This is a genomic window from Ruegeria sp. N8, from assembly GCF_056531325.1.
Genome location: NZ_JBQFLQ010000007.1, coordinates 12,718 through 37,368 on the forward strand (window position 1 = coordinate 12,718; position 24,651 = coordinate 37,368).

General features: G+C 58.3%; 28 protein-coding genes. 22 read left to right on the forward strand and 6 right to left on the reverse strand.

Features of this window, described 5'->3' with window-relative positions; genetic code table 11:
- Positions 1-5 precede the first annotated feature (5 nt).
- From rplF to ACR0C5_RS13985, 22 genes are all read left to right on the forward strand, one after another.
- Entirely contained in the window at positions 6-539 is a 534-nt protein-coding gene (gene rplF / locus ACR0C5_RS13880; RefSeq protein ID WP_170456135.1) for a 50S ribosomal protein L6, read from the forward strand.
- A gap of 11 nt (positions 540-550) precedes the next feature.
- Complete coding sequence (gene rplR, locus ACR0C5_RS13885) at positions 551-910, forward strand: 50S ribosomal protein L18 (protein WP_170356678.1); 360 nt, start codon at positions 551-553, stop codon at positions 908-910.
- A gap of 116 nt (positions 911-1,026) precedes the next feature.
- Positions 1,027-1,590 (forward strand): 30S ribosomal protein S5, encoded by a 564-nt coding sequence (gene rpsE / locus ACR0C5_RS13890; protein WP_170356677.1) that lies wholly within the window; start codon positions 1,027-1,029, stop codon positions 1,588-1,590.
- 13 nt (positions 1,591-1,603) lie between these two features.
- A complete protein-coding gene (gene rpmD, locus ACR0C5_RS13895) occupies positions 1,604-1,792 on the forward strand; it encodes a 50S ribosomal protein L30 (RefSeq protein WP_074736195.1) in 189 nt (62 codons plus the stop codon).
- A 227-nt stretch (positions 1,793-2,019) separates the two neighbouring features.
- The gene (gntH, locus tag ACR0C5_RS13900) at positions 2,020-3,279 is read left to right on the forward strand and encodes a guanitoxin biosynthesis MBL fold metallo-hydrolase GntH (RefSeq protein ID WP_480877399.1); all 1,260 of its coding nucleotides are present in this window, start codon (positions 2,020-2,022) and stop codon (positions 3,277-3,279) included.
- 239 nt (positions 3,280-3,518) lie between these two features.
- On the forward strand, positions 3,519-3,734 hold the full coding sequence (locus ACR0C5_RS13905) for a DUF1127 domain-containing protein (RefSeq protein WP_170773626.1): 216 nt from the start codon (positions 3,519-3,521) through the stop codon (positions 3,732-3,734).
- 201 nt (positions 3,735-3,935) lie between these two features.
- Positions 3,936-4,409 (forward strand): 50S ribosomal protein L15, encoded by a 474-nt coding sequence (gene rplO, locus ACR0C5_RS13910; protein WP_170773628.1) that lies wholly within the window; start codon positions 3,936-3,938, stop codon positions 4,407-4,409.
- A 109-nt stretch (positions 4,410-4,518) separates the two neighbouring features.
- Positions 4,519-5,883 carry a preprotein translocase subunit SecY gene (gene secY, locus ACR0C5_RS13915; RefSeq protein WP_170773630.1) on the forward strand — a complete coding sequence of 455 codons (1,365 nt, stop codon included), beginning with the start codon at positions 4,519-4,521 and terminating at the stop codon, positions 5,881-5,883.
- The gene (locus ACR0C5_RS13920; RefSeq protein ID WP_170773632.1) at positions 5,880-6,527 is read left to right on the forward strand and encodes an adenylate kinase; all 648 of its coding nucleotides are present in this window, start codon (positions 5,880-5,882) and stop codon (positions 6,525-6,527) included. Before secY ends, ACR0C5_RS13920 begins: the two co-directional genes overlap by 4 nt.
- 210 nt (positions 6,528-6,737) lie before the next feature.
- Positions 6,738-7,106, forward strand: coding sequence for a 30S ribosomal protein S13 (gene rpsM, locus ACR0C5_RS13925; protein WP_170456119.1), 369 nt, complete (start codon positions 6,738-6,740; stop codon positions 7,104-7,106).
- A 15-nt stretch (positions 7,107-7,121) separates the two neighbouring features.
- On the forward strand, positions 7,122-7,511 hold the full coding sequence (gene rpsK / locus ACR0C5_RS13930) for a 30S ribosomal protein S11 (RefSeq protein WP_170462414.1): 390 nt from the start codon (positions 7,122-7,124) through the stop codon (positions 7,509-7,511).
- A gap of 114 nt (positions 7,512-7,625) precedes the next feature.
- Positions 7,626-8,642 carry a DNA-directed RNA polymerase subunit alpha gene (locus tag ACR0C5_RS13935; RefSeq protein WP_170773634.1) on the forward strand — a complete coding sequence of 339 codons (1,017 nt, stop codon included), beginning with the start codon at positions 7,626-7,628 and terminating at the stop codon, positions 8,640-8,642.
- Between the two features lie 118 nt (positions 8,643-8,760).
- Positions 8,761-9,183: a 50S ribosomal protein L17 gene (rplQ, locus tag ACR0C5_RS13940; RefSeq protein WP_039538314.1), complete on the forward strand. Its 423-nt coding sequence runs from the start codon at positions 8,761-8,763 to the stop codon at positions 9,181-9,183.
- Positions 9,184-9,313: 130 nt separating this feature from the next.
- Positions 9,314-10,699, forward strand: coding sequence for a trypsin-like peptidase domain-containing protein (locus tag ACR0C5_RS13945; protein ID WP_480505980.1), 1,386 nt, complete (start codon positions 9,314-9,316; stop codon positions 10,697-10,699).
- Entirely contained in the window at positions 10,696-12,006 is a 1,311-nt protein-coding gene (locus tag ACR0C5_RS13950) for a replication-associated recombination protein A (RefSeq protein WP_480877403.1), read from the forward strand. The genes ACR0C5_RS13945 and ACR0C5_RS13950 overlap by 4 nt, the downstream gene beginning before the upstream one ends.
- A gap of 95 nt (positions 12,007-12,101) precedes the next feature.
- On the forward strand, positions 12,102-13,145 hold the full coding sequence (locus ACR0C5_RS13955; protein WP_480877405.1) for an RluA family pseudouridine synthase: 1,044 nt from the start codon (positions 12,102-12,104) through the stop codon (positions 13,143-13,145).
- Positions 13,142-13,813 (forward strand): HAD-IA family hydrolase, encoded by a 672-nt coding sequence (locus ACR0C5_RS13960; RefSeq protein WP_480877407.1) that lies wholly within the window; start codon positions 13,142-13,144, stop codon positions 13,811-13,813. The genes ACR0C5_RS13955 and ACR0C5_RS13960 overlap by 4 nt, the downstream gene beginning before the upstream one ends.
- 4 nt (positions 13,814-13,817) lie before the next feature.
- Entirely contained in the window at positions 13,818-14,525 is a 708-nt protein-coding gene (locus ACR0C5_RS13965) for an ATP12 family chaperone protein (RefSeq protein WP_480877409.1), read from the forward strand.
- A gap of 207 nt (positions 14,526-14,732) precedes the next feature.
- Positions 14,733-15,749: an amino acid ABC transporter substrate-binding protein gene (locus ACR0C5_RS13970; RefSeq protein ID WP_170773646.1), complete on the forward strand. Its 1,017-nt coding sequence runs from the start codon at positions 14,733-14,735 to the stop codon at positions 15,747-15,749.
- A gap of 122 nt (positions 15,750-15,871) precedes the next feature.
- The gene (locus ACR0C5_RS13975; RefSeq protein ID WP_170773647.1) at positions 15,872-17,104 is read left to right on the forward strand and encodes an amino acid ABC transporter permease; all 1,233 of its coding nucleotides are present in this window, start codon (positions 15,872-15,874) and stop codon (positions 17,102-17,104) included.
- A 3-nt stretch (positions 17,105-17,107) separates the two neighbouring features.
- Entirely contained in the window at positions 17,108-18,406 is a 1,299-nt protein-coding gene (locus ACR0C5_RS13980; RefSeq protein WP_480877412.1) for an amino acid ABC transporter permease, read from the forward strand.
- A gap of 12 nt (positions 18,407-18,418) precedes the next feature.
- Positions 18,419-19,210 (forward strand): amino acid ABC transporter ATP-binding protein, encoded by a 792-nt coding sequence (locus tag ACR0C5_RS13985; protein WP_269149621.1) that lies wholly within the window; start codon positions 18,419-18,421, stop codon positions 19,208-19,210.
- A gap of 46 nt (positions 19,211-19,256) precedes the next feature.
- On the opposite strand, the gene ACR0C5_RS13990 is transcribed toward ACR0C5_RS13985, so the two are convergent.
- The 6 genes from ACR0C5_RS13990 to yidC are packed head-to-tail and all read right to left on the reverse strand — an operon-like array spanning position 19,257 to position 24,594.
- Positions 19,257-19,754 (reverse strand): SixA phosphatase family protein, encoded by a 498-nt coding sequence (locus ACR0C5_RS13990; RefSeq protein ID WP_480860856.1) that lies wholly within the window; start codon positions 19,752-19,754, stop codon positions 19,257-19,259.
- Entirely contained in the window at positions 19,751-20,437 is a 687-nt protein-coding gene (locus ACR0C5_RS13995; protein WP_480551869.1) for a ferredoxin, read from the reverse strand. Before ACR0C5_RS13995 ends, ACR0C5_RS13990 begins: the two co-directional genes overlap by 4 nt.
- A 19-nt stretch (positions 20,438-20,456) precedes the next feature.
- Entirely contained in the window at positions 20,457-21,320 is an 864-nt protein-coding gene (argB, locus tag ACR0C5_RS14000) for an acetylglutamate kinase (RefSeq protein ID WP_170787571.1), read from the reverse strand.
- A gap of 60 nt (positions 21,321-21,380) precedes the next feature.
- Positions 21,381-22,034, reverse strand: a complete 654-nt coding sequence (yihA, locus tag ACR0C5_RS14005) for a ribosome biogenesis GTP-binding protein YihA/YsxC (RefSeq protein ID WP_170790535.1) — start codon at positions 22,032-22,034, stop codon at positions 21,381-21,383.
- A complete protein-coding gene (locus ACR0C5_RS14010) occupies positions 22,031-22,768 on the reverse strand; it encodes an MOSC domain-containing protein (RefSeq protein WP_170773653.1) in 738 nt (245 codons plus the stop codon). Before ACR0C5_RS14010 ends, yihA begins: the two co-directional genes overlap by 4 nt.
- Positions 22,765-24,594 (reverse strand): membrane protein insertase YidC, encoded by a 1,830-nt coding sequence (gene yidC, locus ACR0C5_RS14015; RefSeq protein ID WP_170773655.1) that lies wholly within the window; start codon positions 24,592-24,594, stop codon positions 22,765-22,767. The genes ACR0C5_RS14010 and yidC overlap by 4 nt, the downstream gene beginning before the upstream one ends.
- Between the last annotated feature and the right edge of the window lie 57 nt (positions 24,595-24,651).

A 24,651-nucleotide genomic window follows, 5' to 3' on the forward strand; every position in this document is an offset into this window, starting at 1 on the left:
CTGCAATGTCTCGTATTGGTAAAAAACCGGTCGAGCTGCCCAGCGGCGTTACCGCCTCTGTGTCTGGCCAGACCATCGAAGTGAAAGGTCCGAAAGGCACCCGCAGCTTCACCGCCACCGACGACGTTACGCTGTCGGTTGAAGACAATGTGGTCAAGATCGACCCCCGTGGCATGTCCAAGCGTGCCCGCCAGCAGTGGGGCATGAGCCGCACCATGGTTGCCAACCTGGTAACCGGTGTGACGACTGGCTTCAAAAAAGAGCTGGAGATCCAGGGTGTTGGTTACCGGGCTCAGATGCAGGGCAATACCCTGAAGCTGAACCTGGGTTACAGCCACGATGTTGATTTCACTGCTCCGGAAGGTGTCACCATCACCGCGCCGAAGCAGACCGAAATCGTTGTGGAAGGTATCGACCAGCAGCAGGTGGGCGAAGTCGCGGCCAAAATCCGCGAATGGCGCCGTCCCGAGCCGTACAAAGGCAAGGGCATCCGCTACAAGGGCGAGTTCATCTTCCGCAAGGAAGGCAAGAAGAAGTAAGGACGCAGACAATGGCAAACAGCAAAAGAACCCTGTTTCTGAAGCGCCGCCTGCGCGTTCGGAACAAACTTCGCAAAGTCAACGCCGGCCGCGTACGCCTGTCGGTTCACCGTTCGAACAAGAACATCAGCGTTCAGCTGATCGACGACGTTCGTGGCGTGACCCTGGCCGCAGCCTCGACCCTGGAAAAAGATCTGGGTGTTGTTGGCAAGAACAACGTCGAAGCGGCCACCAAAGTGGGCGCGGCCATCGCCGAGCGTGCCAAGAAGGCGGGCGTCGAAGAGGCCTATTTCGATCGTGGTGGCTTCCTGTTCCACGGCAAGGTGAAGGCAGTTGCCGACGCCGCGCGTGAAGGTGGTCTGAAGATCTAAGACCTGCGGGCAGCTTGACGGCTGCCCCGATGATCCGGGGGCCCTGACGTCAGTCGGGGCTCACTTGGATTGACGAAAACGGCGCCGAAAGCGCCACATGAGAAAAGGGATGCCAAATGGCAGAACGTGAAAACCGTCGGGGCCGTGGCCGCGACCGTGAAGAAGCACCGGAATTTGCAGACCGCCTGGTCGCAATCAACCGCGTGTCGAAAACCGTTAAAGGTGGTAAGCGCTTTGGCTTCGCCGCTCTGGTGGTTGTCGGCGATCAGAAAGGCCGCGTCGGCTTTGGCAAGGGTAAAGCGAAAGAAGTACCCGAGGCCATCCGCAAGGCGACTGAGCAAGCCAAGCGTCAGATGATCCGCGTGCAACTGCGCGAAGGTCGTACTCTGCACCACGACATCGAGGGCCGTCACGGCGCTGGTAAAGTGGTTATGCGCACCGCACCTGAAGGTACTGGTATCATCGCCGGTGGTCCGATGCGTGCCGTGTTCGAAATGCTGGGCGTTAAGGACGTTGTGTCCAAGTCGCTGGGCTCGCAGAACCCGTACAACATGATCCGCGCCACCATCAACGGCCTGCAGAAAGAGCAGAGCCCGCGTTCGGTTGCCGCACGTCGTGGCAAAAAAGTTGCTGACATCCTGCCCAAGCGGGACGAAGCACCGGCTGAAGCCGAAGCGTAAGGAGTAGCGTACTATGGCAAAAACCATCGTCGTCAAGCAGATCGGCTCCCCGATCCGCCGCCCCGCCGAACAGCGCGCAACCCTGATCGGTCTGGGCCTGAACAAGATGCACCGCACCCGTGAACTGGAGGATACACCTTCTGTCCGCGGCATGGTCAACAAGATCCCGCATCTGGTTGAGATCATCGAAGAACGCGGCTAAGCGCGAGTTCTATCGAACAAAGAAACGCCTCCGATTTTTGGGGGCGTTTTTTTTGTAATATATGTCTGCTTTGAGCCCAATGCGGCAACAGAAGTTTAAAGAAAGCCCTACCTTAAACCCGCCGATTCCTTGAGGCCTTGCCAGACGCATTCAAAATCTGCGATCCTATTATGAGTCGGCTTCACACTATTGAAAATTCCCGGAGGTCCTAATCGGAGGCAATTGCAATGGCTTGTTCCGCGCAAAACAGAAACTGTATTTTGGTGATCATATCTACGTTTTTTCTGGCTTCGGCGAATACTGTAGGCGCGCAAAGTAATGATCCAACCGAATGGTCTAGGACGGAGCCGTTTCCTAACCAAACTGTTTATTATCCAGGAACCGAGGCTCTGGCTCCTGACGAAATGCGAGTTGTCGCCTGTGGCACCGGTATGCCTCAGCCGCGTCTGAAACAAGCTGCGGCATGTTTCTTGGTTGAATTGGGAAATGGCGAAAAGTTTATCTTCGATATGGGAGAGGGATCCTATGAAAGGATCATGGCGCTTGGGATTCCACTGGATCAGCTGGATAAAGTCTTCTTGGGTCATCTGCACCTAGATCATGCTGGCGATTTTCCAGCCTTTTACTTCACCGGTCCCGTAAACAACCGTCTCACGCCTGTTCGCCTTTGGGGGCCCGAAGGCATCAAGCCTGAGTGGGGAACAAAGTCTTGGGCAGATCATATGAAGAAAATGTGGGCATGGGAAGAAGCGACTCGTGGGGCGGCGGTCGACCCCAGAGGGCTGCAACTTGAGGTTAACGAATTCGATTGGAAAATCGTAAATAACGTCATTTTTGACGAAAACGGTGTTCAGGTCAGAACCCTGCCAGCCATACATGGCGAACAATCAGTTAGTTTTCTACTTGAATGGAGCGGTCTGAAGTTTGCTTTTTCATCCGACACTCTTCCTACGCGATGGTGGAGAGAGCATGCAGCAGGTGCGGACCTTGCAATTCACGAGTGCTTCACCCCTCCAGATTTCATGATCGAGAAATATGGGTTTGCCCCTTCCGAAGCAATTTTTGTTGGTTCTCAAGGGCACACTTCCGCGCAAGCATTCGGCAAGATTATGTCCGAAACGGAACCAAGATTGGCGGTTTGCTACCACTTCCAAAACGATCATGACATTGCGCTGGCCGTCTATTCAGCAATTCGAGAGACATATGATGGGCCATTGGACTTGGCGGCTGATTTCATGACCTGGAATGTAACCAAAGATAGTATTCGTACTCGTCAAGGAGTGCCCAATGAAGAGTCTTTCCCGGCACCGGTACAAATGCCCAAGCAACCGCCTGACTCAGCTGCAGAGTTCCCGTTCTCCGAATTTGATCTCGAGAGCATGGACCTCGGGGCAGCAGAAGCTACAAACGAAATGATCGGGGCATTCAACGAACGCACAGGGAATGACGAGGTCGGAGCTTATACAAGCATTCCCTTCCAAGAGTGAATAAGGCGTCGGAGCACCCCAAAGAATTGCAAGTTGCAAGGTCAGCTTTGTCCGCAAAGCGGATCGTGTCTTAAGTAGTGCCAAGCACCCAATTACTGGGCCATTCCGCCAACGCATACCGGATAGACCGAAACATCCGTTGTTAGCGATACCCGTCCTCCTTATCTGAGCCCTGTCCCAAACAGGAACGCAAACAGTCACTCGGGGAATTCGCCTCGGGCTTAGAAAGGAAACGAACCATGGCACATACAGCAACATTTACTCGCGAAGGCTTTGGCCTGACCGCCCGCATCACAGCGCTCGTTGCGCGCATCAAAGAGGGTTTTGCCCTGCGCACCGAGTACAATCGCACCTATGCAGAGCTGCAAAGCCTGTCTGATCGGGAACTGAACGACATCGGTGTGCGTCGCTGCGATATCAAAGACATCGCGCGTGAGCACACTTACTGCTCGTAAAACTACCACCACTCACTGATGAAGGGGCGCCAAATCGGCGCCTCTTTTGGTTTTTGGGGGTGTGATACAACAAACCTTGCATCCTGCGGGGCAAAGCTGTAGAGCGCTCCGGTGGATTTGTGTCCACGAGAATCAAAACCAAGAAATGCCGTGTTTGGCCCATCACGCTTCGGGGGTCACATCCGGCTAAGGAGAAGCGATATGAAACTGCACGAATTGCGCGACAATGCTGGCGCCGCCCCGAAACGCACCCGCGTTGGCCGTGGTCCGGGTTCCGGCAAAGGTAAAATGGGTGGCCGTGGTATCAAAGGCCAGAAATCCCGTTCGGGTGTGGCCATCAACGGCTACGAAGGCGGTCAGATGCCGCTGTACCAGCGCCTGCCCAAGCGTGGCTTCAACAAGCCGAACCGCAAGGAATTCGCCGTTATCAACCTTGGCCTGATCCAGAAATTCGTTGACGCGGGCAAGCTGGACGCATCGGCTGCAATCACCGAGGATGCGCTGGTCGCTTCCGGTCTGGTGCGCCGCAAACTGGACGGTATCCGCGTTCTGGCCAAAGGCGAAATCAGCGCCAAAGTGAACCTGGAAGTAACCGGTGCTTCGAAATCTGCTGTTGAGGCAGTTGAGAAAGCGGGCGGTTCACTGACGGTCACAAAAGCCGCTGCGGCAGAGTAAGCGCTTGTGAGCGGGCCAAGACCCGCTTACATAGACTTCAGAGTTTTCCAAGACGCCGCCCGAGCCGGAAAACGGTTCCGGGCGGTGTTTGCATAAGAGAGACCGATTTATGGTATCAGCAGCAGAACAAATGGCAGCCAATACAAGCTGGGCTGCTTTGGGCAAAGCCACCGATCTGCGCAACCGCATCCTGTTCACGCTTGCATTGCTGATCGTCTATCGTCTGGGCACCTTTATTCCGGTTCCGGGCATCGACGGCCAAGCACTGCGCGAGTTCATGGAGCAAGCGGGGCAGGGCATCGGCGGCATGGTTTCGATGTTTACCGGCGGGGCGCTGGGGCGGATGGGTATCTTTGCCCTCGGCATCATGCCCTACATTTCGGCCTCGATCATCGTGCAGCTGCTGACATCTATGGTTCCCGCGCTCGAGCAGCTCAAGAAAGAGGGCGAGCAGGGCCGCAAGAAGATCAACCAATATACCCGTTTCGGCACCGTGGCCTTGGCCACCGTTCAGGCTTACGGTCTGGCGGTTTCATTGGAATCGGGCGATCTGGCAACCGATCCGGGCCTGTTCTTCCGCCTGTCGACCATGATCACCTTGGTTGGTGGCACCATGTTCCTGATGTGGCTGGGAGAGCAGATCACAGCACGCGGCATCGGCAACGGTATCTCTCTGATCATCTTCGTGGGCATCATCGCCGAAGTTCCGGCCGCTTTGGCACAGTTCTTCGCTTCGGGCCGCTCGGGCGCGATCAGCCCTGCTGTGATCATCGGTGTGATCGTGATGGTGATTGCCGTGATTACATTCGTGGTCTTTATGGAACGCGCCTTGCGCAAGATCCATATTCAATACCCGCGTCGTCAGGCCGGTATGAAGATCTATGAGGGCGGCTCGAGCCACCTGCCGGTCAAAGTGAACCCAGCGGGCGTGATCCCGGCGATCTTTGCCAGCTCGCTGCTGCTGCTGCCGGTGACGATCTCGACCTTCTCTTCGGGGGCGACCAACGGGCCGGTCATGTCTTGGCTTCTGGCCAACTTTGGTCCCGGACAGCCTCTGTACCTGCTGTTCTTCGCTTCGATGATCGTTTTCTTTGCCTATTTCTACACGTTCAACGTGTCGTTCAAACCGGACGATGTGGCGGATAACCTGAAAAAGCAGAACGGTTTCGTGCCGGGCATCCGTCCGGGCAAAAAAACCGCCGAGTATCTAGAATACGTGGTCAACCGCGTACTTGTTCTGGGTTCGGCCTATCTGGCGGCGGTCTGTCTGTTGCCTGAAATTCTTCGGGGCCAGTTTGCCATCCCGTTCTATTTCGGCGGCACCTCGGTTCTGATTATCGTCTCTGTGACCATGGACACGATCCAACAGGTCCAGAGCCACCTGCTGGCGCACCAATACGAAGGGCTGATCGAAAAGTCCCAACTGCGCGGCAAAGGCAAGAAACGTGGCAGGAAGGGACCCGCTCGTCGATGAACATCATTCTTCTCGGCCCCCCGGGGGCAGGCAAAGGAACGCAAGCGCGTCACTTGGTTGAAACCCGCGGCATGGTCCAGCTGAGCACTGGCGACATGCTGCGTGAAGCCAAAGACAGCGGCACCGAAATGGGCAACCGCGTAGCCGAGGTGATGGCTAAGGGCCAGCTTGTGACGGATGAGATCGTGATCGGCCTGATCCGCGAAAAGTTGGAACAAGGCGCTGAAGGCGGGTTCATCTTTGACGGTTTCCCGCGCACTCTGGCCCAAGCTGATGCGCTGGGTGAATTGCTGGACAGCACCGGCGAGACGCTGGACGCGGTCATCGCAATGGAAGTGAACGACGACGCTCTGGTCGCACGTATCACGGCTCGGTCAACCTGCGGCGGTTGCGGTGAAGTCTACAACGACATCACTAAACCGATCCCGGCGGACGGCAAATGCTCGAACTGCGGCAAGGAAGGTGACTTCAAACGCCGTGCGGACGACAATGAGGAAAGCCTCAAGACCCGTCTGATGGAGTACTACAAAAAGACCTCAATGCTCATCGGCTATTATCACGCCAAGGGCAACCTGTCCTGGGTTGATGGTCTGGGCGAGATTGATGAGGTTCAGGACGCGATTGCTGGCGTGTTGGACGCCTGATCGATCCACATTTGAATATGGGCTTGACGGCACTGCCAAAAGCCCATATCGACCCCCATCCCTAAAGGGAATCAAGACTGCGTGAGGGATTCGTCCCAACCGCCCCGACCACCTCGAATAATGCTGGGCCCGCTGGCGACACTGCCAAGGTCAAGCGTTGTGAAAAAAGGTTCTGGAGTTACGGAACCGCAACGAAAAGGAAAGTGACACGTGGCACGTATTGCCGGCGTAAACATCCCGACTGCAAAGCGGGTACCTATCGCCCTCACATATATCACCGGTATCGGCAACACCTCGGCCAAAGCGATTTGCGAAGCCGTGGGCATTGAAGCGACCCGTCGCGTCAACGAACTGTCCGACGCCGAAGTTCTGAAAATCCGCGAGTACATCGACGAAAACTACACTGTCGAAGGTGACCTGCGTCGTGAAGTTCAGATGAACGTCAAACGCCTGATGGACCTGGGCTGCTACCGCGGTCTGCGTCACCGCCGCAACCTGCCGGTTCGCGGTCAGCGTACCCACACCAATGCTCGTACCCGCAAAGGCCCCGCGAAGGCCATTGCTGGTAAGAAGAAATAAGGGAGGGTCTGACCGATGGCACGCGATAAGACTCGCATCAAGCGCAAAGAGCGTAAGAACATCGCATCGGGCGTTGCCCATGTGAACTCGACCTTCAACAACACCAAAATCCTGATCTCGGACGTACAGGGCAACGCCATTTCGTGGTCGTCTGCCGGTACCATGGGCTTCAAAGGCTCGCGGAAATCGACACCTTACGCCGCTCAGATGGCTGCAGAAGATGCAGGCAAGAAGGCGCAGGAACATGGCGTCAAGACGCTGGAAGTCGAAGTTCAAGGCCCTGGTTCGGGTCGTGAATCGGCTCTGCGCGCTCTGGCTGCTGTGGGCTTCAACATCACGTCGATCCGCGACGTGACGCCGATTGCGCACAATGGTTGCCGCCCGCCGAAGCGTCGCCGCGTCTAAGCGATTTTGAATTGAGCTGGGGCTGTGTTTTTGCACGGCCCCAGCACGTCATTTTGAACCTCGGGCGTCTGCACCTTGTTGGTCATGGGGCGCGGACAGGAATGGAGGGATTACATGATCCATAAGAATTGGGCAGAATTGATCAAGCCGACTCAGCTGGACGGCAAGCCGGGCAACGACCCTGCGCGTCAGGCAACGCTGGTTGCTGAACCGCTGGAGCGTGGCTTTGGTCTGACTTTGGGTAACGCGCTGCGCCGCGTTCTAATGAGCTCGCTGCAAGGTGCGGCCATCACCAGCGTTCAGATCGACAACGTCCTGCACGAGTTCTCGTCGGTTGCTGGTGTCCGCGAAGACGTCACCGACATCATCCTGAACCTCAAAGGCGTGTCGCTGCGTATGGAAGTCGAAGGTCCCAAGCGCCTGTCGATCAATGCCAAAGGCCCCGCCGTTGTCACCGCTGGTGACATCAGCGAAAGCGCCGGTATCGAGGTTCTGAACCGCGATCACGTCATCTGCCACCTGGATGATGGCGCCGACCTGTTCATGGAACTGACCGTCAACACCGGCAAGGGTTACGTCTCGGCTGAGAAGAACAAGCCCGAAGATGCACCCATCGGCCTGATCCCGATCGACGCGATCTATTCGCCGGTCAAGAAGGTTGCCTATGACGTTCAGCCGACCCGTGAAGGTCAGGTTCTGGACTATGACAAACTGACCCTGAAGATCGAAACCGATGGTTCGATCACTCCCGAAGACGCGTTGGCATTTGCCGCACGCATCCTTCAGGATCAGCTGTCGATCTTTGTCAACTTCGACGAGCCGGAATCGGCCAGCCGCCAAGACGAAGACGATGGTCTGGAGTTCAACCCGCTGCTGCTGAAGAAAGTGGACGAGCTGGAACTGTCGGTCCGTTCGGCAAACTGCCTGAAGAACGACAACATCGTCTATATCGGCGACCTGATTCAGAAGACCGAAGCCGAGATGCTGCGCACCCCGAACTTCGGCCGCAAGTCGCTGAACGAGATCAAGGAAGTGCTGTCCGGCATGGGTCTGCACCTCGGCATGGATGTCGAGGATTGGCCGCCCGACAACATCGAAGATCTGGCGAAGAAATTCGAAGACGCGTTCTAAGCGCGTGTTCACAAATGCCCGGACTTCCGGGGATCATATGGGCACTTCCGCCCCAAGGAGAGCCGGTGACACGCATCGCCGGCCAGACAAAGCACAACGCGAAAGAAGGAACTAGAAAATGCGTCACGCACGTGGTTACCGCCGCCTGAACCGTACTCATGAGCACCGTAAGGCTCTGTTTGCAAACATGGCTGGCTCGCTCATCGAACATGAGCAAATCAAAACGACTCTGCCCAAGGCAAAAGAACTGCGCCCGATCATCGAAAAGCTGGTCACTCTGGGCAAGCGCGGCGACCTGCACGCCCGCCGTCAGGCCGCAGCACAGCTGAAAGAAGACAAAGACGTCGCCAAGCTGTTCGAAGTTCTGGGCCCCCGCTACGCCGAGCGTCAGGGCGGTTATGTCCGCATCCTGAAAGCAGGCTTCCGCTATGGCGACATGGCGCCGATGGCGATCATCGAATTCGTTGATCGTGACGTCGACGCCAAAGGCGCAGCCGACAAGGCCCGCGTTGCCGCCGAAGAAGCCGCTGACGAAGAATAAGATCAGGCCGTCTGGCTGATTAGAAACCTCCGCCCCACGTCGGGCGGAGGTTTTTCTTTTGCGGCATCGCTGACTTGCATTCGGCTGCGCGGGTCCGCATATCTGGGGCGATCCAAATCCCGGAGGTCTCATGATCCGCGTCTTACTGACCCTGATGCTATTGAGTCTTGCATCCCACAGCCACGCTGAAACCAAAGTGCCGACCTCTCAGGCCGAAATCAGTCTCGGCTTTGCGCCGGTGGTGAAGCAAGCGGCACCGGCGGTGGTGAATATTTATGCCAAGATCGTGCGGGAAGGGCGGGGGAACACTCTGTTTTCGGACCCGTTTTTTCAGGACTTTTTCGGCCGCGGTTTTGCCGAGCCGCGCCCAAGGGTTCAGAACTCGCTGGGGTCGGGGGTGATCCTGACTGCAGACGGGTATGTGGTGTCGAACTTCCACGTTGTCGGCAAGGCAACTGAAATCCGGGTGGTCACGACCGATCGTCGCGAGTATTCCGCACAGGTGGTGCTGGGCGATAAGGAAAGCGATATCGCCATTCTGCGTTTGGATGAGGCCGAGGCGTTGCCCTATCTGCCGCTGCGCGATTCCGATCAGGTTGAGGTTGGTGAACTGGCGCTGGCAATTGGCAACCCGTTTGGCGTCGGACAAACGGTGTCGTCTGGGATTATCTCGGGGTTGGCGCGTACGGGCACGGCAACCGGTAATGCGCGGGGCTATTTCATCCAGACCGATGCAGCGATCAATCCGGGCAATTCCGGCGGGGCATTGATTGACGTGAACGGTGATCTGATCGGCATCAACACCGCGATCCTGACGCGTTCGGGCGGGTCGAACGGAATCGGCTTTGCGATACCGGCCAATTTGGTTGCGGAATTCCTGCGTCAGGCCCAGGCTGGAAATAACAGTTTCATAAGCCCATGGGCCGGAATGGCGGGCCAGCACATGAGTGCGGACATCGCCGAGTCTCTGGGTCTTGTAATTCCGCAGGGCGTCGTGGTGTCCGATCTGCATCCGCTCAGTCCTTTGGGCGAAGCCGGGTTGCGGGTTGGCGACGTGGTGACGCATGTGGATGGGGACGAGGTGAACTCACCCGCTGAAATGAAGTTTCGCATGTCTGTCGCGGGTGTGGGCGGCAGCTCGGTCCTGACGCTGTTGCGGGGCGAAGTTCGGGAAGAGGTCGAGATCGCCCTGATCAAAGCGCCCGAGGTTCCGCCCTCGGACGATACGATACTGGACAACCAGACGGTTATGCCTGGGTTGAAAGTAGCGCGGATCAACCCGGCTGTCATTGCACGGATGGGGTTGATCTTGTCGCAGACCGGCGTGGTCGTCACCGATCCGGGGCGCTATGGCGGGCGCTCGGGTCTGCGTGTTGGTGACGTAGTCAACAGCATCAATGGGGTCTCAATTGAACACCCTGATGATGTGGTTCAGGCGCTGACCGATCCGGGGCGCAGATTGCAGTTGGATGTGTCGCGCGGGGGGCGTTCGGTTTCGGTAAGGTTCCGCTTGTGAGTGATCTGTTCGATACCGGCGCGGCGCAACCAGCCCCGTCAGGGCATCGTCCGTTGGCCGACCGTTTGCGTCCCCAAAGCTTGGCGGATGTGATCGGGCAGGAGCAGGTCCTGGGACCGGATGCTCCGTTGGGTGTCATGCTGGCCTCGGGCAGCCTGTCCAGCCTGATCTTTTGGGGGCCGCCGGGCGTGGGCAAAACGACTATTGCACGCCTCTTGGCGCAGGAAACCGACCTTCATTTCGTGCAGATCAGCGCGATTTTCACTGGTGTTCCTGATTTGCGCAAGGTCTTCGAGGCCGCGAAAATCCGCCATCAAAACGGGCAGGGCACGTTGCTGTTCGTGGATGAGATCCATCGGTTCAACAAAGCCCAACAGGACGGGTTCTTGCCGCATATGGAGGACGGCACGATCCTGCTGGTGGGGGCGACGACCGAGAACCCCTCGTTCGAGTTGAACGCCGCTGTGTTGAGCCGCGCGCAGGTGTTAGTGCTGGAACGCCTTGATCTGGCCGATCTGGAACGCCTGACCCAACGTGCAGAAAAAGAGCTGGGCAAAGCACTGCCCCTGACCGGCCCCGCGCGTGAGGCGTTGCAGGAAATGGCCGATGGCGACGGGCGGGCGCTGTTGAACCTGATCGAACAGGTCGCAGTGTGGAAAGTAGACGCGCCGCTTGACCCGGATGCGCTGTCGACCCGTCTGATGCGGCGGGCGGCGAAATACGACAAGTCGGGGGATGAACACTACAACCTAATCTCGGCCCTGCATAAATCGGTGCGCGGGTCGGACCCAGACGCGGCGCTGTACTGGTTCGCGCGGATGCTGAACGGGGGTGAAGACCCGCGCTATTTGGCGCGACGCATCACGCGCATGGCGGTCGAGGATATCGGGCTGGCCGATCCGCAGGCACAGGCGATCTGTCTGCAATCGTGGCAGACCTATGAACGCCTTGGCAGCCCCGAGGGGGAATTGGCGTTGGCGCAGGCGTTGGTCTATCTGGCGCTCGCCCCCAAATCGAACGGGGCCTATGTGGGGTATAAGGCGGCGATGCGGCTGGCTAAGCAATCGGGCAGTGAACCGCCGCCCAAGCATATCCTGAACGCGCCGACCTCGCTCATGAAGGATCAGGGCTATGGCGCGGGCTATGCCTATGACCATGATGCGGAGGATGGCTTTTCCGGCCAGAACTATTTCCCCGACGGGATGGACCGGCCCGAGCTGTATCAACCGGTTGAACGCGGGTTTGAGCGTGAATTGAAGAAACGGCTGGATTATTTCGCCAAGCTGAGGGCGCAACGCAACGGTTGACTCTGCCTGTAAGTCACGCCACAGACGCGCATGTTTTCAATGGCACTGAATGGCATGCAATCCGCGCGGACCCGCCGCGTGAAGGGGATATCGGTATGAGTGGCGTACAAATGATCACCGTGGCAGAAGGCGATGGCGACCAGCGGATCGACCGCTGGCTGCGCCGTCTATTCCCGCATGTCAGTCAGGGGCGTATCGAAAAGATGTGCCGCAAAGGTGAGTTGCGCGTTGAAGGCGGGCGGGTGAAGGCCTCGACCCGGCTTGAGGTTGGACAGGTCGTGCGGGTGCCGCCCCTGCCGGACGCCGATCACAAGCCTGTCGAAGTGAAACGTCGTATCTCGGATGCCGACGCCAAGATGATCCAGTCTTGTGTGATCTACCGCGACGATCACGTGCTGGCGCTGAATAAACCGCACGGCCTGCCGGTACAGGGCGGCAGCGGCCAAACCCGACATGTGGACAGTCTGTCCGAGGCGCTGCGCTTTGGCTATGACGAAAACCCCCGCCTTGTGCATCGTCTGGACAAGGACACCTCTGGCGTTCTGCTGCTGGCCCGCACCCGCGAGGCTGCCAAGGGCCTGACCGCCGCTTTCCGTCACCGCGACACGCGCAAGATCTATTGGGCCCTGGTCGCCGGTGTGCCGACCCCTTATCTGGGTGAGATCAAGACTGGGCTGGTCAAGGCCGCAGGTCACGGCAAGCACGGCGAGGGTGAGAAAATGATCCCCGTTCATCTGAACGAGATCAACGAAACCCCCGGCGCGAAACGGGCGCATACGCATTATGCCACGCTCTACCGTGTGGCCGGGCGCGCGGCCTGGGTCGCGATGGAGCCGATCACCGGCCGCACGCATCAGCTTCGGGCGCATATGGCGGCGATTGGTCATCCGATCATCGGTGACGGCAAATATGGCGGCTCGGGTCAGGAAAACCTTGGCGATGGCTGGGGTGCGCAGTTGGGCGGGATCATCAGCAAAAAGCTGCATCTGCATGCGCGGCAGGCCTCGTTCGAACACCCGGTGACGCGCAAGACGATCACCGTGAAGGCCCCCTTGCCGGATCACATGAAACACAGTTGGGACACCTTCGGCTGGACCGAGGATTTGGCCGCCGACGACCCGTTCGAGGAACTGCAATGAGCGCACCCCTGCGTCTGGTGCTGTTCGACGTGGACGGCACTCTGGTCGACAGTCAGGGCAGTATCGTTGCTGCTATGACCGCCAGTTTCAACGCGCTGTCCTTGCCGGTGCCGGATCGCACGGCGATCCTGTCCATTGTTGGCCTGTCCTTGCCCAAGGCGATGGCGCAGCTTGCACCGCAGCATTCGGATGCAGATCAGGTGCGGCTGGTCGAGGGGTATAAACAGGCCTATCACGCACATCGGTTGGAACAGGGTATGGCGGGATCGCCGCTCTATCCCGGTGCCCGCGAGGTGATTGTGGCGTTGCACGCCATCCCCGAGGTGCTGCTGGGCGTGGCGACCGGCAAATCTCAGCGCGGATTGGATGCGTTGATCGAAGGGCACGGGCTGCAGGGCTATTTCGTGACGCGGCAGGTGGCGGATCATCACCCTTCAAAACCGCACCCGTCGATGATTGACACCGCGCGGGCTGAGACGGGGGTTGAGGCTGCCGATACCGTGATGATCGGCGACACCCGGTTTGACATGGACATGGCCGCGGCTGCCGGTGTGCGCAGCGTCGGCGTCACATGGGGTTATCACGCGCGGCCCGCGTTAGAGGCAGCAACCTCTATCATCGAAACCTTCGACCAGTTGCCCGGCGCGCTGGATCAAATCTGGACCTGAAACGATGAGCGATTGGAAACCGAAACGATTCTGGACCCAAAGCGCAGTGGTTGAGACCGAAGGCGGCTTTACCGTCGAGCTGGACGGCCGACGTGTGAAAACCCCGGCCAAGGCGGGGTTGGTCGTGCCGACACAGGCCATGGCTCATGAAATCGCCACCGAGTGGGACGCGCAGGAAAAAGAGGTCGACCCGACCACCATGCCTTTCACCCGCTCGGCCAATGCAGCCATCGACAAGGTCCGGCATCAGCACGCCGAGGTTGCAGATATGCTGGCCGACTACGGCGATTCGGATCTGCTGTGCTACCGGGCCACGCACCCGCAAGAGTTGCAGCAACGACAGGCGGATCAGTGGGACCCCGCCCTTGATTGGGCGGCCGAGACGCTCGCCGCGCGCCTGCTGCCGGTCGCGGGGGTTTTGCATCAACCCCAGGACCCGCAAGCTTTGTTGGGCCTGCGCCAACGTGTCCATGGTTTCAGCGACTTCCAGTTGGCCGCCTTCCACGATCTGGTCAGCCTGTCTGGTTCACTGGTGCTTGGATTTGCTGCCACCGCAGATTGGCGCCCTGCCGAGGAGATCTGGCAAGCCTCTCGATTGGACGAGTTGTGGCAAATCGAACAATGGGGTCACGACGACGAGGCCCACGCCGCGTCCGAGGTCAAAAGGGCCGCTTTCCTACACGCCAAGCGGTTCTTTGACCTCTCGGTTTGAGCCCTTATGCTGGAATTTTTGCCGTTACTGCGGACATCTGGAAGATGATCCATCGTTTTCACTGATCCGACCCTTGACGTTTGTTTATGAATGCGACCAAACTCGGGCGCACTAAAGGGGAGACACCTTTGGGGAAACCTTTCTGGTGCCAAAGGTGCCGGACAGAGCCGTCTCTGGACAGAGGCGGAAAATCAGGAAGAGGTAAAAATGAAAAAATCCGTAATCTTGGGCGTGGCAACCGTTGCCGGCCTGGCTGCAGGCGCAGCGGCAGCGGGGACTGTCGATGATGTCAAAGCGCGCGGTAAGCTGAACTGCGGTGTGACCACCGGTCTGGTTGGCTTTGCTGCACCAGACGCGAATGGCGAATGGCAAGGCTTTGACGTCTCGCTGTGCCGCGCGGTCGCTGCTGCCGTTCTGGGCGATGCAAGCGCCGTAGAATTCGTTCCGACCACTGGCAAGACGCGTTTCACCGCGCTGGCCTCGGGCGAGATCGACATGCTGGCCCGTAACACCACCTGGACCTTCAGCCGCGACGTCGACCTGAAGTTCGAATTCGTGGGTGTGAACTACTATGACGGTCAGGGCTTTATGGTTCCCAAGGCGCTGGGCGTCAGCTCGGCCAAGGAACTGGACGGCGCAACCGTCTGCATCCAGACCGGCACCACGACAGAGCTGAACCTGGCGGACTTCTTCCGCTCGAACAACATCAGTTACGAGCCGGTTCCGATCGAAACCAACGCCGAAGCGCAGCAGCAGTACCTGGCTGGCGCATGTGACGTCTACACCACCGACGCATCGGGCCTGGCCGCAACCCGCGCCACGTTCGAAGATCCGGCGGCGCATGTCCTTCTGCCCGAAATCATCTCGAAAGAGCCTCTGGGCCCGCTGGTTCGTCACGGCGATCACGAGTGGGGCGACGTTGTCCGCTGGACTCTGAACGCGCTGGTCTCGGCTGAAGAGCTGGGCGTGACCTCGGCAAACATCGACGAGATGGCCGCTGGCACCAACAACCCCGAAGTGAACCGTCTGCTGGGCAGCGAAGGCACTCTGGGTGAGATGCTGGGCCTCGACGCTCAGTGGGCGATGCGCGCGATCAAATCGGGCGGCAACTATGGTGAAGTCTTTGCCAAGAACATCGGCGAAGAAACTCCGATCGGTCTGGCACGCGGCCTGAACGCGCAGTGGACCGATGGCGGCCTGCTGTACTCGCCGCCGTTCCGCTAAATCCTAAGGAATAGGGCGCGGGGGAACCTGCGCCCTTTTCTCATCAAATTGCTGCGGACAGCTCATGAGCGGGGAGAACCCTGCCGGAAAAGAAGAATCCGCAGACTACGGGGATCCAAAATATGTCGACTATGACCGACCCGCCGAAAGCTGACTTTCGGTTGTCTATGCTCATAAACGATACCCGCTATCGCTCGCTGACATTTCAAGTGATCGCGGCCATCGCTATTGCGCTTTCCATTTGGTATCTGGGCAATAACCTGATCCAGAACCTGCGGGCCGCAGGCCTGAACATTTCCTATACTTTTCTGGGCGATCCGTCTGGATATGACATCAACCAGCGTTTGATCGAATATGACAGCCAGTCCTCGCATGGACGTGCGGCTGTTGTGGGCATTCTGAACACTCTGCTGGTGGCGTTTCTTGCGTGTATCACCGCCACTGTCTTTGGAGTGATCGCTGGGGTCTTGCGTCTGTCGAACAACTGGCTCGTCTCAAAGCTAATGGCGGTCTACGTCGAGATCTTCCGGAATATTCCTGTGCTGATCTGGATCATCATCATCTTTACGATCATGACGGCTGTGCTGCCGGGTCCGCGCGCCTTCCGAGGTGACAACCCGACTTCAAGTATGCTGTTTGACTTGTTCGCCTTTACCAACCGCGGCGTTTATATCCCGGGGCCTCATTTCTCTAGCGGTTTTTTCAGTGCAGCTTTTCTGAATTGGTTGCTGGTGATTGCTGTATTGATTGGATCGTGGTTCGCCTCGCGCGAGGTTGAGAAGCGTGCAACCCTGCAACAGGAACAGACCGGCCAACGACCCAAAACCGGCCTTGTCAAACTGGGTGTCTGGCTAGTGCCCGTCGCGTTGCTGATGGTGCTGATGGGGCTGACTTGGGATGTGCCCGAGCTGAAGGGTTTTAACTTCTCCGGTGGCATCAAGATCGGTGGACCTCTGATCGCGCTTTGGTTCGCCTTGTCGATCTATACTGGTGCCTTCATCGCGGAAAACGTGCGCGCGGGTATTCAGGCGATCAGCAAAGGCCAGACTGAGGCTGCTGCTGCGTTGGGCCTGCGCCCCGGTCGCATCATGAATCTTGTGATCCTGCCTCAAGCATTGCGTGTGATTATCCCGCCGTTGATTTCACAGTACTTGAACATCACCAAGAACTCGTCACTGGCGATTGCCGTGGGGTATGCGGATATCACCGCCACTTTGGGGGGTATCACGCTGAACCAGACTGGCCGCGCGATTGAGTGTGTTCTGCTGCTTATGCTGTTCTATCTGACGGCTTCGCTGCTGATCTCGATGGCGATGAACGTCTACAACGCATCCGTCAAGTTGAAGGAGCGCTGAGCCATGGCTGATCAAACAACAAATCCGATCGCTTTTGTGGCTGAAGGCACCATTCCTCCTTCTCCTCCACCAGCGAACCAGACGGGGATCGTCAAATGGCTGCGCGAGAACCTGTTCTCGGGCGTGACCAACACGATCCTGACGCTTTTGTCTTTGATTCTGATCTATGTTCTGCTCAAAAACACGTTGCCGTGGATTATGAACGGGGTATGGAATGCCAATTCTCTGGCGGAATGCCGTGAAATTCTGGCTGGTAAGACTGGGGCCTGTTTCGCGGTTCTTACAGAACGCTGGCCGCAACTGATCTACGGTTTCAAATACCCTGACGAGGCCTACTGGCGCCCGAATCTGGCATTCGTATTGATGTTGGTGGCTCTGGCACCGGTCCTGTTCTTTGACCTGCCGCGCAAGCTGCTAGTGTTCACGGCGCTCTACCCCTTTATCGCTTTCTGGCTGATCTGGGGCGGCACTATTCTGGTTCCACTCGTGGCATTGGTTGGCTTTATAGCGGCAGGAGCAGTGTTTCAGAAGCTTGGCCGCAACAGCTTCGCTGCCGGGTTCTTCGGCGCGATCGTGGTGGCTCTGATTGTCTGGAATATCGGCGGGGCTCTGATCCCGGAAGATGCCAACGAAGGGGCTATGCTCACGGCAGTTCCAAGTCGTGATCTGGGCGGCTTCATGCTGAACATGATGCTGGGCCTGACCTGCGTGTCACTGTCGGTTCCGCTTGGGATTGCACTTGCACTGGGCCGTCAATCTTCCATGCCGCTGATTAAGTGGGTCTGTGTCATCTTCATCGAATTCATCCGTGGTGTGCCTCTGATCACGCTGCTGTTCGTGGCTTCGGTGATGCTGGCCTATTTTTTCCCGCCTGACAGCACGGTCGACCTGTTCCTGCGCGTTGTGATCATGATCACCATGTTCTCGGCCGCTTATATCGCCGAGGTTATCCGTGGCGGTCTGGCAGCTCTACCACGCGGGCAGTACGAGGCAGCAGACAGCCTTGGTTTGGATTACCCGCAGGCGATGCGCCTGATCATCCTGCCGCAGGCACTGAAGATCTCGATCCCTGGTATCGTGAACGTGGCCGTTGGCCTGTTCAAAGACACCACACTGGTTTCGGTCATCTCGATGTTCGATCTGGTGGGCATGATCCGGGGACCCATCCTGGCGTCAACCGAATGGAACGGCGTCTATTGGGAGCTTCTGGGCTTTGCCGCGCTTCTGTTCTTCGTCGTTTGTTACGGCATCTCTCAATATTCCCAGTGGCTCGAGCGTCGCCTTGCCACGGACCATCGTTAAGGAGTTCAACACATGTCTGAACTTGCAATTGAACGCGAAATCGACCGCTCGAAAATGCAGGTGAGCGACGAGGTCGCCATCGAAATCAACGGCATGAACAAGTGGTACGGGTCTTTCCACGTGCTGCGCGACATCAATCTGACCGTCAATCAGGGCGAGCGGATCGTGATCGCGGGGCCGTCGGGCTCGGGCAAGTCCACTCTGATCCGCTGTCTGAATGCTCTGGAAGAACACCAGCAGGGCACGATCGTGGTGGACGGGACCGAGTTGTCGAATGACCTTAAGAACATCGACAAGATCCGGTCCGAGGTTGGCATGGTGTTCCAGCACTTCAACCTGTTCCCACACCTGACCATTCTGGAAAACTGCACGCTGGCCCCGATCTGGGTGCGCAAGACGCCCAAGAAAGAGGCCGAAGAGCGGGCAATGCATTTCCTGGAAAAGGTGAAAATTCCCGATCAGGCGCTGAAGTATCCCGGCCAATTGTCCGGTGGTCAGCAGCAGCGTGTGGCGATTGCGCGGTCCTTGTGCATGATGCCGCGGATCATGTTGTTCGATGAACCCACTTCGGCGCTGGACCCCGAGATGATCAAAGAGGTGCTCGACACCATGATCGAACTAGCCGAGGAAGGTATGACCATGCTGTGCGTCACGCACGAGATGGGCTTTGCCCGTCAGGTCGCCAACCGTGTGATCTTTATGGACGCAGGCCAGATCGTGGAACAGAACGAACCCGAAGAGTTCTTCAACAACCCGCAAAGCGAACGGACAAAGCTGTTCCTCAGCCAGATTCTGGGCCACTGATCCATTCGAAATTTGGGAAAGGGCGGGGCTTTGGCCTCGCCTTTTTCTATTCCAGCAGTTCGCGCGGAATGGCGAAGTCTTGAACGTCCCCGCTGTGCCAGTCTATGTCGGCCCAATCGGTGATGCCAAAGCGGATGATCATTGTGGCGCCTGTGGGATAGTCGTGAAACCGCGCATGATCCGGCGCGCTTCGTACGATACGGCTGGCAAATTCGGCAATACCGGGATTGTGGCCCAGCATCAGCACCGTGGGCTCGGTCGCCCCGGACAATTCGATCAACATCTCTTCGGGCTCCGCCAGATAGAGCGTGCGATGAAAGCAGATTTTTTCCGCTTGCAACCCCATCCGGTCCCAGGTCTCGCGCGTGCGGGCTGAGGTCGAGCTGAGAACCTCGTCCGGGACAAGGTTGTGCTGCTGCAACCATGCACCAACCGCTTGGGCGGACTTCCGGCCTCGTTTGTTCAAAGGACGGTCATGATCGTCAAGCGTTGGGTTGTCCCAACTGGATTTTGCGTGCCGGGTCAGGATCAGCGTCAGGCTCATGACGGGTGAAAGGCCCGCATATGGTGCGCGGATTGTTCCGGGTCGCGGCCTGCACCGGCGCTCAGAGGGCAGGCCAGCCGCGCCTGACAACCGCCGGTCATGCAGGTCTGGCCTTCGATGGTGGACAGGTGGTCATGGCATGCGGCCACGTTGTAGAATTCGCGGCTGTTTAGGGCCTCCACCGGACAGGAAGTCACACAAGGGGCTGGGCAGTTCGTACAGGGAGAGAGATCAGAGACCTCGGGTATGTAAAATTCCTGCTCAAAATGCAGGGCACCCCGATATGAGATCATCATGCCCACGGTATCATGTACCAGCGCGCCGACCGGACTGCTGAACGTGCGGCCCGATTTCAGTGCCCAATCGATGAAAGGTGCATAGGGTGGGCCACCAAACGGGAAATGTGCAGTAGCGCCCAAATCCCGCGCCATCTGGCCAATAACACGGGTCGACCATTGGTCCACCGGGTCAGGTTCCTGCCATTCCGGTGCGGCTTTCAGAACGGGCCAGAAGGCTGAGCCTGCGCCCAGTAGAACCAAAGTGCCCCCGTCCAGTCCTTTGGCCTCGCTGATCCGGGGATGCGTTGCGCCCATCACGATCAGGCCTGCCTGATGTGCCACGCGCCCCACCCAGCCATAGCTGATCGCTGTGCGATAGGCTGAGGCTGGTGGAAGTGCGGTCATCTCTTTTTGGCTCTTTGGGTCAGTCAGGGCGGATCAATGACCCGGCGCCATGCTCGGTGAACAGCTCCAGTAGTACCGCGTTTGGCGCGCGCCCGTCCAGAATGACCACCGCCCGCACGCCGCTGTGTAGCGCGTCCAGCGCGGTTTCGGTCTTGGGGATCATGCCGCCCGCAATCGTGCCTTCCAGGGTCATTTCGCGGATCTGGCCGGCTTTCAACTCGGTCACGACCTCTCCGGCGGCATTCTTTACGCCCGAGACATCGGTCAGGAGCAGCAAGCGGTCCGCCTTCAGCGCCGAGGCGATCGCACCGGCGGCGGTGTCGCCATTGACGTTGAATGTCTCACCCTCGCGCCCAGCGCCCAACGGCGCGATCACTGGAATCACGTCATGGGCAAACAGATCATGTAGGATTTTCGGGTCCATCTGCGACGGAGAACCTACGAACCCCAATGAAGGGTCTGTCTGCTCGCAGATGATCAGGTTGGCATCCTTGCCCGACAGGCCCACGGCAGTGCCGCCCTGGCCGTTGATCGCCTGCACGATGCGCTTGTTCACGAGACCGGACAAGACCATCTCGACCACTTCCACGGTCGGTTTGTCAGTGACACGCTTGCCGCCGACAAATTCGGACTGGATGTCCAGTTTATCCAGCATCGCGTTGATCATCGGACCACCGCCATGGACGATCACCGGGTTCACCCCAACCTGACGCATCAGCACCACGTCGCGGGCAAAGCTTTCCATCGCTTCATCACTGCCCATGGCGTGCCCGCCCAGCTTGATGACGACAATTGCCCCGTCATAGCGTTGCAGATACGGCAAGGCGCTATTCAAAGTGGCAGCGGTGGCGATCCAGTCCCGGTTCATATCTCGTGTCTTCATGGCTTAGGTCCTTCTGACGTTCCGTGTTAGGGCCTTTGCACGGTGCTGCCAAGGGGCAAGCTATTCCAGATTGGCGATGATCGAACGCAAGGTCGGAATCCCGTCACCCTTTTCGGACGACGTCAGCACAATCTCAGGGAAGGCGGCAGGGTGTTTTGACAGCGCGCCGCGCACCTGATCTAGCACCTTTTCGCGGTCCTTGGCCTTGACCTTATCGGCCTTGGTCATCACGCATTGAAAGGTCACGGCGCTGGTGTCCAGCAGCTTCATGATCTCGGCATCGACCGGTTTCACGCCGTGGCGCGAGTCTATGAGGACAAAGGCCCGACGCAGGGTTTGACGCCCGCTCAGGTATTGTTTCAGCAGCCGCTGCCATTTCTCGACCACCTTGACCGGCGCGTTGGCATAGCCATAGCCGGGCAGGTCGACCAGATATAGCTCGGGGCCTTGGGTGAAAAAGTTGATCTCTTGCGTGCGGCCCGGCGTGTTCGAGGCACGCGCCAATCCTTTGGTGCCTGTCAAAGCGTTGATCAGGCTAGATTTGCCCACGTTCGAACGACCCGCGAAACACACCTCGAGCCGGTCGGGTGCGGGCAGGCCGTCCATGGCGACCACGCCTTTGACGAACTCGGATTCGCCCGCAAAAAGTTTGCGGCCACGTTCTTGCGCGAACTCATCCGGTGTTTCGGCTAGGGGAAAGGGCAGGGTGGTCATAGCGGTTGAACCTTGTCGCCCGGCTTGACCTCGCCGCCCTGGATCACTTCGGCGTAGACGCCAAAATCCTGATGATCCCATGTGTTCAGGGCCGCCAGCGTGTCAGCGTCGCGCTGCCCGGTATCCGGGTTCGCGGTTGTCGCAAGGCAACGGGTGATCCGTTCACGCACATTCAGAACGGCCTGACCGATCTGAATGTCGCGGCCCAGCCAGTCAAATTCTTCCCACAGGGGCAAGCCGTCGAACCATATATTGCCGCGCCAGCGAATGGGGGACAGCTCCTGCCCCAGCTTTTGCTCGACCGCGCGATGTGAGGCCATGTTGCACAGGCTGATCGAGGGGAAATCGCTGTCGGTCATGCCGCGCCCGGGCACTCGGACAATCCGGGTCGAGGCCGCGCGGTCTACAGGCATCAACGGTTTGACCCAATCCAGAAAGACATCTTGCTGCGTGTCCGGCTGAAAGCGCAGCTCGGGGCGATCGGGATGGGTGAGGGTGACGATGTCACCGTCGGTCCGGGCCGAGATTGCCATCAGTGACGGTGCCTTGGCCCCGCGACTGAAATTTGGGCACGGCACCCATTCGGACCCATCGGCCTTGGACGCCTCATGCGCGACCGCCCAAACGCGATCCCCGGGCATGGTCTGCCCGGGGTTCAGAGTGACGGTCTGGACGGCCTCGCGGCCATGGCTTTTGATCGGATGCCGCCAGAGGCTGGTTACTTCACCGGTCATTTGTCATCCGCTTTTGGCGTGCGCTTGAAGCCTGATTTGATGTTGCCGAACACATCCGGTGTATAGCCCTGGCTGCGCATGATCAGGTATTGCTGCGTGAAAGTGATCGTGTTGTTTGCAATCCAGTAGACGACCAGACCGCTGGCAAACCCACCCAGCATGAACATGAAGACCCAAGGCATCCAGGCGAAGATCATCGCCTGCGTCGCGTCAGTTGGGGCCGGGTTCAGTTTCTGTTGCAGCCACATCGAGATACCCAGAAGCAATGGCAGGATACCGATGAAGATCAGCGCCATGAAGCTTTCAGGTTGCGGCGCCGCCCAGGGCAACAAGCCAAACAGGTTCATAATCGAGGTCGGGTCCGGCGCGCTCAGGTCTTGGAAAGGGCCGAACCATGGGGCCTGACGCAGTTCGATGGTGACGAAAATCACCTTATACAGCGAGAAGAAGATCGGGATCTGCAACAGGATTGGCAAACAGCCCGCGGCGGGGTTTACCTTTTCCTTCTTGTACAGCTCCATCATGCCTTGCTGCATCTTCTGGCGGTCGTCGCCTGCGGCCTCTTTCAGGGCCTCCATCTGCGGCTGCAGCTCCTTCATCTTCGCCATCGAGACGTAGGATTTGAACGCCAGCGGGAACAAGATGGCTTTAATGATCAACGTCAGGCCGATTATCGACCAGCCCATGTTGCCAATCAGCGCATTGATGTTGTGCAGCAGCCAGAAGATCGGCTTGGTCAGGAAATAGAACCAGCCCCAGTCGATGCTGTCGATGAACTTCTGAACGCCTTCAGCCTGGTATTCGCGAATGGTTTCCCATTCCTTGGCGCCCGCGAACAGACGGGTCGTAACCTCTTCAGTCGCGCCGGGGGCTACAGACAATGTCGGAAGAACGGTTTCGGTTTGGTAAATCTTGCGGCGCGCATCGTATTTGGCGGCGGCTTTGAAGGCCGATCCTTCTTCGGGGATCAGGGTGGTCATCCAGTAGTGATCGGTGAAGCCAACCCAGCCGCCTTCCTTGACCTGAAACACCTCGGCCTGCGCACGTTCATTCGGGTCGATGTCAAAGTCGCGGACATCGCCATAGTCGATCTCGTCCAGCACGCCATCGGCCATGACCATGACGCCCTCGTGCAGGATGAAGAAGTTCTTGAGACCGGGCAAATCGCCATCTTCGCCGATCCCGTGACGGGCTAGGATGCCATAGGGGGCCATGCCCACTTCGGCCTGCGTGTTGTTTTCCACCGATTGGGTAACGTCGAACATATAGTTCTCGTCCACCGAGATGGTCCGGCGGAAGGTCAGGCCGTTGCCATTATCCCATTTCAGAGTGACCGGCGTGTCGACGCCCAACGTCTCACCGCTTTCCAGCGTCCACAGCGTATTGGGCCCCGGAACATCGGTGCCTGCAACACCTGCGCCAGGCGCCCAGCCGTACAACGCATAATAGGCCGATTCCGATCCCACCGGGGACAGTAGCTCCACAATCGGTGCGCCTTCTTCGATCGAGACTTTGTAGTCCTTCAGGAATAGCTCATCGATGCGGCCACCTGACAGGGATAGGCTGCCTTCCAGGCGCGGTGTGTCGATCGCAATGCGCGGTGCTTCGGCATCAGGCAGTGTTTCTTCCGCTGCGGCTGTTGCCTCGCCAGTCGTGCCTGCATCCGACGCGCTGGGCGTCTGAACCTCGGTCGCGTCGGTGGCGCTGATCTCGGCCTGATCGGGCAGCGTCGTTTGTTCCGGCGGCGGGAACAGCACGAACCAAACGAGGATCACGAGAAAGCTGAGCGCGGTTGCGAGGATGAGATTCTTGTTCTGATCGTCCATCTGGGACAGCCACCTTAAGCAGTGAAACACACCCGGTGGGTTCAACAGAGTGCAGCC